We start from the raw sequence: 13,663 nt of genomic DNA, 5'->3' as shown, positions 1-13,663 counted from the left end.
TACTCAATCAGTTTCCAAGCCCTAAACGTTCACCCGCATAAGAGCCATCGAGAACGCGTTGCCACCATGTCTGGTTATTTAAATACCACAGCACTGTTTTACGAATACCTGATTCAAAGGTTTCTTGTGGAACCCAACCTAATTCGGCTTCAATTTTTGCAGCATCAATGGCATAACGCAGGTCATGACCAGGTCTGTCTTTCACATATGTGATTAAATCCACGTATTTTTCAACGCCTGCGGGTTTTGTTGGATACAACTCTTCCAATAGATCACAAATTGTTTTAACCACATCAATATTACGGCGTTCGTTATGTCCGCCAATATTGTAAGTTTTACCCGGTTGTGCTGTTGTTGCGACTAAATACAGCGCACGAGCATGATCTTCAACATAGAGCCAATCACGGATCTGTTCACCTTTACCATAAACAGGTAATGGCTTGCCTGAAATCGCATTTAAAATAATTAATGGGATTAATTTTTCAGGAAAATGGTAAGGACCATAGTTATTCGAGCAGTTCGTAATGACGGTTGGTAAGCCATAAGTACGTAACCACGCACGAACTAAATGATCACTAGAGGCCTTAGATGCAGAATAAGGGCTACTTGGTGCATAAGGTGTAGTTTCAGTAAAGAAATCATCCGTGCCGTCTAAATCGCCATACACTTCATCTGTTGAGATATGGTGAAAACGGAATGCACTCTTTTTTTCTTCTGGCAAAACTTGCCAAAAGTGGCGAGCCGCTTCCAATAACGTGTAAGTACCCACAATATTGGTTTCAATAAATGCCGCAGGGCCATCAATAGAGCGATCAACATGACTTTCGGCGGCTAAATGCATCACTACATCCGGCTGATATTGCGCAAATACACGATCCAGTGCTGCTCTGTCGCAGATATCTACCTGTTCAAAAGCATAACGATCACTGGTTGCAACCGTTGTTAATGATTCAAGATTACCGGCATAAGTCAGTTTATCTACAACAACAACACTATCTGTGGTGTCATCAATAATATGTCGAACAACAGCAGAGCCGATAAAACCGGCTCCACCTGTAACTAGAATGCGTTTCAACGCCATACTCCTTTGGTATCTACAATCCATTTTTGCGTTACTTTGCTGCCCGGAATTGCTTTAAACTGTTGATGGTCGACCAGCATTAGCACAATATCAGCTTCTTTTAATGCTTGTTCAGTAGACACTAATTCTGTAATACCTTTCAGTTTAGTCGGCAATTCGTGAATATTCGGTTCAACAGCATAAGTCGTTCCACTGTGCCAATTTGCCACTTGTTGAGTAATATTCATCGCTGGGCTTTCACGTAAATCATCGATATTGGGTTTAAATGCCAAACCAAAACATGCGATTTTAATTTCGTTAGCACGTTTTCCAGTTTCAGTTAGGCAATCAGCAACCGCCGCTTTTACCTGATCAATAACCCACACTGGTTTACCGTCGTTAACTAAACGTGCAGTGTGAATTAAGCGAGATTGTTTTGGATTTTGTGACACGATAAACCAAGGGTCAACAGCGATACAGTGTCCGCCTACGCCTGGACCTGGTTGTAAAATATTTACGCGAGGATGACGGTTTGCCAAACTAACCAGTTCCCAAACATTAATATCTTGGTCAGCACAAATGAGTGATAATTCATTGGCAAATGCGATATTAACATCGCGGAAGCTATTTTCAGTTAGCTTACACATCTCTGCGGTACGCGCATTAGTGATAACACACTCACCTTCAAGGAAAATTTTATATAATTCTCTAGCCCGTTCTGACGATTTACGGTTCATACCTCCCACAACACGGTCATTACGGATAAGCTCAATCATTACTTGTCCCGGTAATACACGCTCTGGGCAATAAGCGATATCAATATCAGCATCTTCACCTTGTTGGTGTGGGAAAGTTAAATCAGGACGCGCCTGCGCTAACCATTCTGCCATTTGTTCTGTTGTGCCCACAGGTGATGTGGATTCTAAAATAATTAAATCACCTTTTTTAAGCACAGGAGCCACAGAACGCGCGGCAGATTCTACATAAGCTAAATCTGGCTCGTGATCACCTTTAAACGGGGTTGGAACCGCAATAAGATAAGCGTCCGCAGGTTGTGGTGTGGTGTAGGCTTTTAAATGACCTTCTTCCACGGCTTGTTTTACCACTTTATCAAGATCAGGCTCAACAATGTGAATTTGACCTTTGTTGATGGTATCAACAGCATGCTGATTAACATCAACACCGATGACGTTTTTCTTGCGAGAGGCAAAAGCTGCCGCAGTAGGTAAACCAATGTAGCCGAGGCCGATAACAGAAATAGTTTCAAAACTCATAATGTCACCTGATTTTTTTTCAATGCTTCAAGAATACGTTGGCAGGCATGACCATCACCATAAGGGTTTGTTGCCTTACCCATTTGGTGATACGCGTTTTCGTCTGTCAATAAAGTAGTTACTTCACTTACTATCCGTTTAGTATCAGTTCCAACTAAACGAACTGAACCTGCTTCAACTGCCTCTGGGCGTTCTGTGGTATCTCTCATCACAAGAACGGGTTTGCCTAATGAAGGTGCTTCTTCTTGGATCCCACCTGAGTCAGTTAAAATAAGATAGGCATGATTCATTAAATAAACAAATGGCAGATAATCCTGTGGCTTAATTAATTTAATATTTTCAATGCCATGCAAGATTCGTTCAACCGGTTCACTGACATTAGGGTTAAGATGGACAGGATAAACCACTTCAACATCAGGATGTGCCAACGCAATTTCAGCTAATGCTTGGCAAATACGTTCAAATCCACCACCAAAACTCTCTCTACGGTGACCCGTGACTAGGATCATTTTTTTATCTGGCTGAATAAATGGATAGTGAACCGCAAGCTCATCACGTAGCACTTGGTTTCCCATGACTCGATTACTCACCCAAAAGAGTGCATCAATCACAGTATTTCCTGTAACAAAAATATTCTTATCAGCAACGGCTTCACGAATAAGATTTTGTTTTGCTGTGTCTGTAGGAGCAAAGTGATACATTGCAAGATGTCCTGCAATTGTCCGATTTGCCTCTTCAGGCCAAGGTGAGTAAAGATTACCAGTGCGTAACCCAGCTTCAACATGACCAACTGGAATTCGTTGATAGAACGCCGCTAAGCTCGCAGCCATCGTCGTTGTTGTATCACCATGTACCAAAACAACATCGGGTTTAAATGAAGCTAAAACAGGTTTTAGCCCTTCTAAGATACGGCAAGTAATATCAGTTAAATCTTGTCCTGGTTTCATAATATTGAGATCATAATCTGGCTGGATCTCAAAAAGATTTAATACCTGATCAAGCATTTCTCGATGTTGGGCCGTAACACATACCTTTGCTTCAAACGAATTATCATTTGCTAAAGCGTGCACTAAAGGTGCCATTTTTATCGCTTCAGGGCGTGTGCCAAAAACAGTCAACACTTTCACAGTGGCTCTCTTTTTTCATTGTTATATTGCTTATTTTTGGGAAAGCAATATGCCCTTATTCTCAGCACATCAGGTGCAGATACACCTGATGCCTCGTTATTGTCATAACAGATAAAATTAATTATTATTTTTTAATGACTTACGTCTTGTCAGTGCAACACCGGCTCCGACTAAAACACCAATAGCACCCCAAAGTACCATTATAAAGGCACGACGCGGGCTATCTCGTTTCACCGGATCTTCAGGTGTACGTAAAAAACGGTAAGTTTGGAAGTTATCTTGTAATTTTGCACCAACAGCGAGGGTCGCTAACATTGCCGTATTCTGATCATAATCGCTATCAAAATCTGGCCCCGTAGCAATCAAGGTTTCTAGTTGCGACTGTAAAAGCGGAACACCTAACATAAATAACTTAGAATCAGGTAACTCATCCATAGCAATCGATGTCTGTTTTTGAGAAATTCCTTGTTTCTCAGCAATTTTCATTGATTGCTCTAATAAATTAATCTGACGTTGATAAGCAGCACGAGCTGCCATTTCTTGACGTTTAACCAATGCTTTCATCGATTGTGTTCTGGTTGCCCAAGCCGCAATCACCTCTTCATTAAGATGAGTTGAAGCGCGTTTATTAGCGAAAGCAATGTATTCGTTTAATAGTTGGCTAGCTTCTTTCGAGGTTTCAGCAATTAATTTTAGTTGATCATTAACCAACTTTTTCTCATCTGCTGGTATAAATTGAATATTGTTAATCAACTCGTCCAATAGCGCTGCATTTGCCTGCTCATCACTCTCTTTACGTTGCTTGTAGTAATCTGTTTGCAACCAAAATTCACGACGAGTATCAAAAGCGGCTATTTGAGTAATAAACTCTTGGTAAGCTTCATCTGAAATACTCAATGATGAATTAAACGTTGAAGGATTAATTTGTGTATCAAGATTACGTAAAAATTGAGACTGAGAGTAATAACTACCTAAGTTATTAACTGTCGGTTTCTCTGTCATTGCGAGAGCACTCCATTTCGGTTGCATCAAATAAGATGCACCGAGAGCCACAACAGCAAAAAGCAGAGCGAACCCTATAATCCAAATTTTTCCTGACCAAAGTGTGCAACAAAGACCCCGAATATCGAGTTCATTATCAGGTGAAACACCTTGTCGGGAAGCGTTATTTTCCGAGTTCATCACGTTACAAAACCTCTGCTTATTAATGCTTAAGTTGTGTTGCTTTACGTAGGCGACGCTTATGTCGTTTAATAAAACGAGCGACTCGCCACGCGCGTTTAATGCAGTAACCATACATTACAAATGCAAGCAAGAATAATGCCAACATTACCCATTCAGGCACAAATGATAGGTTTTCGCCAATAATACCAATTGCCGCTAATAAGGCCGCCGCTACCGTAATTAGAATGAAGGCTTGATGAGGAGTAAAACCGGCTCTCATAATAAGATGGTGTATATGTTGACGGTCTGGTGAGAAAGGGCTCATTCCTTTACGTAAACGCCGATACATAATTGCCACCATATCCATAAGAGGAATAGCAATTATCCATAACGCAGTAACCGCATTAATCGGATGAGGTTCAACTTGTGTTGATGAAACCAATAGCCAAATAATGGTAAAGCCAATAAGTGTACTACCCGCATCACCCATAAAGACTTTGAATTTTTTACCACACACGCCTAAATTTAATAAAATATAAGGTAAGATCGCGGTAATAAAGGAGAAACACCAGAATGAGAGGGCTGAGTTACCGCTTTGATATAACAAAATACCTAAAGCACCAAAAGAGACACAAGAAAGGCCTCCTAAGAGTCCATCAATACCATCAACCATATTGAAAGCATTAATTGCAGCCCAAACAGCGAAGAGAGTAACAATATAGCCAAAAGGCCCTAAATGCATATCCCAAGGACCAAACGCATGACCGAGAGAATCTAATTTCAACCCTCCCCACACCATCATGGCAATCCCCACAAATGCTTGAATTGTCGCTCTTATTTTTACACTAATATCAAAACGGTCATCTAAGGCACCAACAAAAACTAAAAGTCCCGCACATGCCAGATAAAGTTCCTTATTAGGAATATATAAATCTGAAATATAGAATGCGAAAACAATACCAAAATAGACTGATATCCCGCCTACAAGAGGGATCAATCCATGATGCCGTTTACGATAGTTAGGTTTATCCACGAGTCCAATTTTCTTTGCGATTTTACGTGCAACAAATAAAAATGCGAAAGAAAATAAGAACACATATAAAACACTTGTGCTCATTTTTAGTATATCCACAGTACTGTTCTCTATAATAAATATAGCTGGTTATTTACTCATCCATTGTTTTTTTATTCTTTTCCAGCCTGTACCACGACGAGTTAACTCAGTAACCCACCACCCTTCATCAATAATAAGTTTTCCTTAACTATTTGCATTGATGCCATCGCTATTTTTATCAAAAATAATAAACAGGCAATATATGTACCAAGTTCGAGATCTCATCTATTGCAATCAATAAATAATCCATATAAAAAAACGCCACAAAAATTTGTGGCGTTTTTATCATATCGTTATTCACACAAAGTAAACGAGCTTAACAGCATATAAATTGAGGTGATATTACTTATTTTTGTAATAGCGCACACTGTTCCATCATTTTTTCTTTATGATGATCTCGTTTTCTATATGAATATTATGAACGTTTCATAAAGTCGAAGAACTCTTCATTCGTTTTTGTCATAGCTAATTTATTAATGAGGAACTCCATTGCATCAATCTCACCCATTGGATGAATAATTTTACGCAGGATCCACATTTTTTGTAGCTCGTCTTGTGATGTGAGTAATTCTTCTTTACGCGTACCTGAGCGGTTGTAATCTATCGCTGGGAAAACACGTTTTTCAGCAATCTTACGCGACAGGTGTAACTCCATATTACCTGTGCCTTTAAACTCTTCGTAGATAACTTCATCCATTTTAGAGCCCGTATCAACCAGCGCAGTTGCAATAATGGTCAGGCTTCCACCTTCTTCAACATTACGTGCCGCGCCAAAGAAACGCTTAGGACGATGTAATGCGTTAGCATCCACACCCCCCGTTAACACTTTTCCTGAAGAAGGAACAACGGTGTTATAAGCACGCGCTAAACGCGTAATGGAGTCTAATAAAATGATAACGTCTTTTTTATGCTCAACTAAACGTTTTGCTTTTTCAATTACCATTTCAGCAACTTGCACATGACGAGAAGCAGGTTCGTCAAAGGTCGATGCAATAACTTCACCTTTAACTAAGCGCTGCATTTCTGTTACTTCTTCAGGACGTTCGTCAATAAGAAGAACCATCAATACGCAATCAGGATAGTTATGAGCGATGTTGGCTGCAATATTTTGCAGTAACATTGTTTTACCCGCTTTAGGCGGTGCAACGATAAGACCACGTTGTCCACGACCAATTGGTGCGGCTAAATCAAGCACTCGCGCGGTTAAGTCTTCTGTAGAACCATTACCACGTTCCATGCGTAAGCGATTATTAGCATGTAAAGGTGTTAAGTTTTCAAAGAGGATTTTACTGCGGGCATTTTCTGGTTTATCAAAGTTAACTTCATTAACTTTTAGGAGGGCAAAATATCGTTCACCTTCTTTAGGAGGACGAATTTTCCCTGCGATGGTATCACCAGTGCGAAGGTTAAAACGGCGAATTTGACTAGGAGAAACGTAGATATCATCGGGGCCTGCAAGGTAGGAACTGTCTCCTGAACGTAGGAAACCAAAGCCATCTTGTAGTATTTCCAGCACACCGTCACCGAAAATATCTTCTCCACTTTTAGCATGCTGCTTCAAAATAGAGAAAATAATATCCTGCTTTCTCATTCGAGCCAGATTCTCTAGCCCCATATTTTCGCCAAGTGCTATCAGTTCTGATACCGGCGTATTTTTTAATTCGGTAAGATTCATAATGGTGGGTTCTTAATAACTCGGGGTAACTCTCGAACTATGAACGTGAATAGTATAACAGCGAATCGCTGTCAGTTTCGTCATGTGTAAAATTACAGATTACTACTTTCTAACATTGGTATATAACATAAATGATAATGCTAGAGTGTATGATGATACTTTTATATAGACCAGTCAGCATCATATCCAGAAAAGTGACATCCATTGTAATAATGAAATGATTGTACTTTCAACATATGGGTTAGGAACATATTGGAAAAATTTTATATTCCTTGAATACTATAGATTATTCTAAGGCAACTTGACTGGTTAGATGAATTCAGATTGCTTATATACAGATTACTTATATTCAAATACTTGTTCAATATTTGAGATACTCAGTATTTCAGACTTATTTAATTGTGTCTAATCAAATAAACAAGAAAATCCGATGTATTATGTAAGCAAGTGGCGCTAACTTATCATGCTTCTAAGCGGACGTCTAGCGGTCAATAACAGAAATACCGACAACATCTAAACGTCCTACTTTATTTTTGTTATCTAAATCAAATTAGATATTTTCGTCTAAAAACTCTTTCAGTTGAGTTTTTGACAGTGCGCCCACTTTAGTTGCAGCAACTGCACCGTTTTTGAATAAAATCAGTGTAGGAATGCCACGAATACCGTATTTTGGTGCAGTAGCAGGGTTTTCATCGATATTTAATTTCGCTACTGTTAATTTACCTGCGTATTCTGTTGCAACTTCATCTAGAATAGGAGCAATCATTTTACACGGGCCGCACCATTCAGCCCAGAAATCAACGAGCACGGGGCCGGTTGCTTGTAATACATCAGCATCGAATTTGCTGTCAGATAAGTGAAGGATTTTATCGCTCATTGTTCTACTCCAAAGAATAATATTGACCGTACCAGTGTAACATTAAACAACAAAAGTCTGCCTGCATTTCAGCGGATAAACTTTTGTAATGCAACCCATAACTGATATTCTATTACATTATGAGCAAAACATATTTGACAGAAAAGAAGTTTTCCGACTTCGCCTTGCATCCAAAAGTGATAGAAGCCCTTGAGAAAAAAGGGTTCTCTAATTGTACACAAATTCAGGCATTGACGTTACCTATCACTGTGAAAGGTCAAGACATTGCCGGGCAAGCCCAAACAGGAACAGGAAAAACGTTGGCGTTTTTAACTTCAACGTTTCATTATCTTTTAACGCATCCAGCAAAAGAAGGTCACGTAACTAATCAACCTCGTGCCTTAATTATGGCTCCAACACGTGAGCTAGCAGTACAAATTTACTCTGATGCACAAGCGCTTGCGCAATGCACAGGCATTAAAATGGGTCTAGCCTATGGTGGTGATGGCTATGACGAACAACTTAAAGTCTTAAGTAGTGGCGTTGATATCGTTATTGGTACAACAGGCCGCCTAATTGATTATGTAAAGCAGGGCCACATCAATCTAAGTGCAATTCAAGTTGTAGTACTTGATGAAGCAGATAGAATGTATGACCTTGGTTTTATTAAAGATATTCGTTGGATTTTTCGTCGTATGCCTATCGCGGCAGAACGAATGAACATGCTATTTTCAGCGACACTCTCTTACCGTGTAAGAGAATTAGCATTTGAGCAAATGAATAATCCAGAATATGTTGAAGTTGAACCAGAACAAAAAACGGGCTTTAGCATTAAAGAAGAGCTGTTTTATCCATCAAATGAAGAAAAAATGCGTCTTCTTCAGACTCTTATTGAAGAAGAGTGGCCTGAACGCTGTATTATTTTCGCCAATACCAAGCACCGTTGTGATGATATTTGGGCGCACCTTGCAGCCGATGGACACCGCGTTGGCTTATTAACAGGTGATGTTCCACAGAAAAAACGGCTACGTATTTTAGAAGACTTTACACAAGGTAATCTTGATATTTTGGTTGCAACCGATGTTGCAGCGCGAGGATTACATATTCCTTCAGTAACTCATGTCTTCAACTATGATTTACCTGATGATTGTGAAGATTATGTTCACCGCATCGGAAGAACAGGACGCGCAGGTAACAGCGGTAATTCCATTAGCTTAGCTTGTGAAGAATATGCCCTGAATTTACCTTCGATAGAAGAGTATATTCAACACTCAATTCCTGTGAGTAAATATAACAGTGACGCGTTGTTAACCGAATTACCGGAACCTAAACGTCGTCATCGTCCTCGCCAAGGTCAGCCTCGTCGTAATAATGCGGCACCTCGTAGAGGAAATAATACTCAACGTAATAACCGACCTAAACGCCAGAGTCACTCATAAATTATGCTGAAATCCTCATCACTTTATGCTGCTATCGATTTAGGCTCAAATAGCTTTCATATGCTAGTTGTTCGTGAAATCGCAGGTTCAATACAGGTTCTTTATCGTGTTAAACGTAAAGTTCGCCTTGCAGCAGGTCTAAATGAAGAGAATGAATTGTCAGAGCAAGCAATGGAGCGTGGCTGGCAATGTCTAAAACTTTTTTCAGAATATCTACGTGATATTCCTACAGACCAAATCAGAGTTGTTGCAACTGCAACACTGCGTATCGCCAAAAATGCAGAAACTTTTGTCACTAAAGCATCTGAAATTTTAGGTAATACCATTCATGTTATTAGTGGTGAGGAAGAAGCTCGTCTTATTTATCGTGGTGTAGCACATACCACAGGCGGAGCAGAACAACGCTTAGTTGTTGATATTGGTGGTGGTAGTACCGAGCTGGTTACAGGAACAGGGGCTAAAACCACGCAGTTAATGAGCCTTGGTATGGGCTGCGTAACTTGGTTAGAGCGCTATTTTAGTGATCGCTCTTTAACACAAGAAAATTTCAAACAAGCTCAAGATGCCGCTAAAGCAATCCTTGCACCTGTTGCTGATAAATTAATTCAGCAAGGGTGGCAAGTGTGTGTCGGTGCATCAGGTACCGTTCAAGCACTGCAAGAGATAATGATTGCACAAGGTATGGATGAACTTATCACCTTACCTAAATTAGAGCATCTTAAACATAAAGCGATTGAATGTGGAAAACTAGAAGAGCTTGAAATTGAAGGTTTAACCTTTGAAAGGGCACTAGTTTTTCCTAGCGGCCTTGCGATTTTAATCGCTATTTTTGAAACGCTTCATATTGAAAACATGATCCTTGCCGGTGGTGCACTACGCGAAGGTTTGGTTTATGGCATGTTACATTTGCCTATTGAACAAGATATTCGTCAACGCACATTGCGTAATGTTCAACGCCGTTTTCAAATTGATATCGAACAAGCTCATCGCGTTCAACAACTTGCCGAACACTTTTTTATTCAGGTAAGTAAAAGCTGGCAATTGGATAATCGTTGTCGTGAATTACTTAATAGCGCTAGCGCACTACATGAAATTGGTCTTAGTGTAGATTTTCGCCAAGCACCATCACATGCTAGTTATCTAATTTCTCACTTAGATTTACCGGGCTATACGCCAGCACAACGACGTTTATTAGCTTCTCTATTGAGAAACCAAACGGGTATTATCGATTTAGCGCCACTTAATCACCAAAATGCGTTACCAATCAATCAGGCATACCGATTAGTCCGCTTATTACGACTAGCTATTATTTTTGCTAGCCGGCGCCGTGATGACACACTGCCAGCACTTCGTTTACGAACAGAAGATGAAAAATTAGTAATTACACTGCCTCATCAATGGCTTATAGAGCATCCTTTACGTGCTGAAAATCTTCAAGAAGAGATACAATTACAAAGCTATATCCATTGGCCTCTTATTATTGAAGAACAAAATAGTTCACGTATGGATTAATGCGTTTTAATTGGTGTTGAAGCAAAAAATTTAAAACGAAACCCCTTATCTATTAATCGATAAAGGGGTTTTGTCTTTTAAGGTATCACGCGATGTAATTAGATTGATGGTAACACCGATATAAAAAATTTAAGACTTATGCCTTGCTAACATAGCTCTTAATCCTGCTACACCTACCTGCCCTTTTTCTTGTTTCTCTTCGGCACTTAACACTTTCTTTTTATTGGTATCCCAATTTAAATCATCTTGTGGTAGTTCATAAAGAAAGCGGCTAGGATCTGGACGAATTAGCTCACCATATTGACGTCGTTCTTTGCACAATGTGAAGGTTAATGTTTTCTGTGCACGGGTGATCCCCACATATGCAAGTCGTCTCTCTTCTTCTACATTATCTTCATCGATACTACTTTGGTGAGGCAATATCCCCTCTTCCATTCCCACTAAAAAAACATGTGGAAATTCAAGCCCTTTAGAAGCATGTAATGTCATTAATTGAACTTGATCCAGATCTTCATCTGCCTCACCTCGTTCCATCATATCGCGTAACGTAAAACGGTTTACAACTTGAGAAAGAGTCATAGGTTCGTGAAGATCATTACCTTCTAACATTTCACTCATCCATGAAAATAATTGGTTAATATTTTTCATTCGCATCTCAGCAGCTTTAGCACTGCTAGAGGTTTCATATAACCAACTTTCATAATCCATTTCATGAAGCAAATCACGCACAGCTAATAACGGCACTTGCTCTGATTTTTGTACAATACGAGACATCCATTGTGAAAAAGCTTGTAGTGAATTTAAACCACGCCCTGTTAAAGTTTGGCTTAAGCCAAGGTCAAAACAAGCGTTAAATAGGCTTTTATCACGTATTTTTGCCCATTCACCAAGTTTTTGAATCGTCATTGGCCCAATTTCACGGCGTGGTTTATTCACTATACGTAAAAAAGCAGAATCATCATCAGGATTTGTTATTACTCGCAGATAAGCCAAAATATCTTTGATTTCTTCACGTGAAAAGAACGAGGTTTCACCTGAAATCCGATAAGGAATGCGATTTTGCATTAAATATTTTTCAAAAACACGAGATTGGTGATTACCACGATAAAGTATCGCGTAATCTTTATAGTTCGTTTTATTAATAAAGTGATGAGCAATTAATTCACCAGCAACTCGCTCAGCCTCATGTTCTTCATTATTTGCCGTTAATACACGAAGTTCATCGCCATAACCCAACTCTGAAAAAAGTTTTTTCTCAAAAACATGAGGATTATTCTCAATCAAAATATTAGCTGATTTTAAAATACGTCCTGAAGAACGGTAATTTTGCTCTAACTTAACCACATTTAATTGTGGGAAATCTTTTTGTAGTAAGACCAAGTTTTGAGGACGAGCCCCACGCCATGAATAAATGGATTGGTCATCGTCACCAACAACCGTAAAACGTGCTCTTTCGCCCACTAACCATTTTACTAATTCATATTGGCTGGTATTGGTATCTTGATATTCATCCACCAGCAAATAGCGAATACGTTGTTGCCAACGCTCTCTAACGTCTTCATTTGAGCGTAAAAGCTGTGTAGGTCGACTAATTAAATCGTCAAAATCCAACACATTACAGCTACGCAGATGTTGCTCATAACGACGGAAACATTCAGAAAAAGTATGTTCTTGTTGCGACCTCGCCATACCCACGGCTTGCTCTGGTGTGAGCATGTCATTTTTCCAGTTAGAAATTTGGCTCTTTAACTGTGATAACAAATCTTTATCTTCTTCTAATAAATCTACCGTTAATTCTTTTAGTAATGCGGATTGGTCTTGATCATCAAATAATGAAAAATTAGATTTAATGCCTAGCGCTTTATATTCCCGTTTAATAATTTCTAAACCCAAAGTATGAAACGTTGAGATCATTAATCCTTTTGCTTCTTGCTTACCTAACGTTTGAGCAACACGCTCTTTCATTTCACGCGCGGCTTTATTCGTAAAGGTCACGGCTGCAATTTGTTTTGCAGGATATCGGCATTGACGAATAAGATGAGCAATTTTATTGGTAATAACGCGCGTTTTACCCGAACCTGCACCCGCCAAGACCAAACAAGGGCCTGACACATATTCCACTGCTTTTTGCTGACCGGGGTTTAATCGCATACTTTTTCCAAACTTCATTAACCAAGAACATAACGGGGGATAATTGTAGCAGAAACCAACCAAAGTCTTGAGTCATTCCCTCTTTCAATTTCCCTCAAACTGTAAAAAAAAACCGTATTTCATTAAGAAACACGGTTTTCAACAAATTTGGATCTTACGCTTATTTTTCTAAGCTATTTGCGAGAGAAGAAGGCGGCAAAGGAGGTTATCCCAAGGAGCATACATTAGTATGTGACTTGGGTAACCGAGTGTAGCCAACGCACTTATCGCGTAAAGAGCGACGAAAAATTG

At 39.5% G+C, this 13,663-nt stretch carries 10 protein-coding genes; 2 read left to right on the top strand and 8 right to left on the bottom strand.

Annotation, left to right across the window (positions count from 1 at the left end; all coding sequences use genetic code 11):
• Positions 1-7: 7 nt before the first annotated feature.
• The 7 genes from rffG to trxA all read right to left on the bottom strand — a co-directional run bounded on the left by rffG (position 8) and on the right by trxA (position 8,291).
• The gene (gene rffG / locus M997_RS02580; RefSeq protein ID WP_192876373.1) at positions 8-1,081 is read right to left on the bottom strand and encodes a dTDP-glucose 4,6-dehydratase; all 1,074 of its coding nucleotides are present in this window, start codon (positions 1,079-1,081) and stop codon (positions 8-10) included.
• Complete coding sequence (wecC, locus tag M997_RS02575; protein WP_064718551.1) at positions 1,072-2,334, bottom strand: UDP-N-acetyl-D-mannosamine dehydrogenase; 1,263 nt, start codon at positions 2,332-2,334, stop codon at positions 1,072-1,074. Before wecC ends, rffG begins: the two co-directional genes overlap by 10 nt.
• Positions 2,331-3,461, bottom strand: a complete 1,131-nt coding sequence (gene wecB / locus M997_RS02570) for a non-hydrolyzing UDP-N-acetylglucosamine 2-epimerase (protein ID WP_064718550.1) — start codon at positions 3,459-3,461, stop codon at positions 2,331-2,333. Before wecB ends, wecC begins: the two co-directional genes overlap by 4 nt.
• A 117-nt stretch (positions 3,462-3,578) precedes the next feature.
• Positions 3,579-4,643, bottom strand: a complete 1,065-nt coding sequence (gene wzzE, locus M997_RS02565; RefSeq protein WP_082918370.1) for an ECA polysaccharide chain length modulation protein — start codon at positions 4,641-4,643, stop codon at positions 3,579-3,581.
• A gap of 22 nt (positions 4,644-4,665) precedes the next feature.
• Complete coding sequence (gene wecA / locus M997_RS02560) at positions 4,666-5,757, bottom strand: UDP-N-acetylglucosamine--undecaprenyl-phosphate N-acetylglucosaminephosphotransferase (protein WP_064718548.1); 1,092 nt, start codon at positions 5,755-5,757, stop codon at positions 4,666-4,668.
• A gap of 397 nt (positions 5,758-6,154) precedes the next feature.
• On the bottom strand, positions 6,155-7,414 hold the full coding sequence (rho, locus tag M997_RS02555) for a transcription termination factor Rho (protein WP_064718547.1): 1,260 nt from the start codon (positions 7,412-7,414) through the stop codon (positions 6,155-6,157).
• 550 nt (positions 7,415-7,964) lie between these two features.
• On the bottom strand, positions 7,965-8,291 hold the full coding sequence (gene trxA, locus M997_RS02550) for a thioredoxin TrxA (RefSeq protein ID WP_064718546.1): 327 nt from the start codon (positions 8,289-8,291) through the stop codon (positions 7,965-7,967).
• A 119-nt stretch (positions 8,292-8,410) separates the two neighbouring features.
• Between trxA and rhlB the strand changes: the two genes are divergently transcribed.
• Together rhlB and gppA are read left to right on the top strand one after the other, a co-directional pair.
• The gene (rhlB, locus tag M997_RS02545; protein ID WP_064718545.1) at positions 8,411-9,709 is read left to right on the top strand and encodes an ATP-dependent RNA helicase RhlB; all 1,299 of its coding nucleotides are present in this window, start codon (positions 8,411-8,413) and stop codon (positions 9,707-9,709) included.
• A 3-nt stretch (positions 9,710-9,712) separates the two neighbouring features.
• On the top strand, positions 9,713-11,221 hold the full coding sequence (gene gppA, locus M997_RS02540; protein ID WP_064718544.1) for a guanosine-5'-triphosphate,3'-diphosphate diphosphatase: 1,509 nt from the start codon (positions 9,713-9,715) through the stop codon (positions 11,219-11,221).
• A gap of 129 nt (positions 11,222-11,350) precedes the next feature.
• Here the strand turns inward: gppA and rep are convergent, their stop codons facing one another.
• Positions 11,351-13,372 carry a DNA helicase Rep gene (gene rep, locus M997_RS02535; protein ID WP_064718543.1) on the bottom strand — a complete coding sequence of 674 codons (2,022 nt, stop codon included), beginning with the start codon at positions 13,370-13,372 and terminating at the stop codon, positions 11,351-11,353.
• Between the last annotated feature and the right edge of the window lie 291 nt (positions 13,373-13,663).

Origin of the sequence: Proteus hauseri ATCC 700826 (assembly GCF_001654965.1) — a bacterium.
GTDB classification, from domain to species: Bacteria; Pseudomonadota; Gammaproteobacteria; order Enterobacterales; family Enterobacteriaceae; genus Proteus; species Proteus hauseri.
This window is presented reverse-complemented; position numbering and strand designations above follow the sequence as displayed.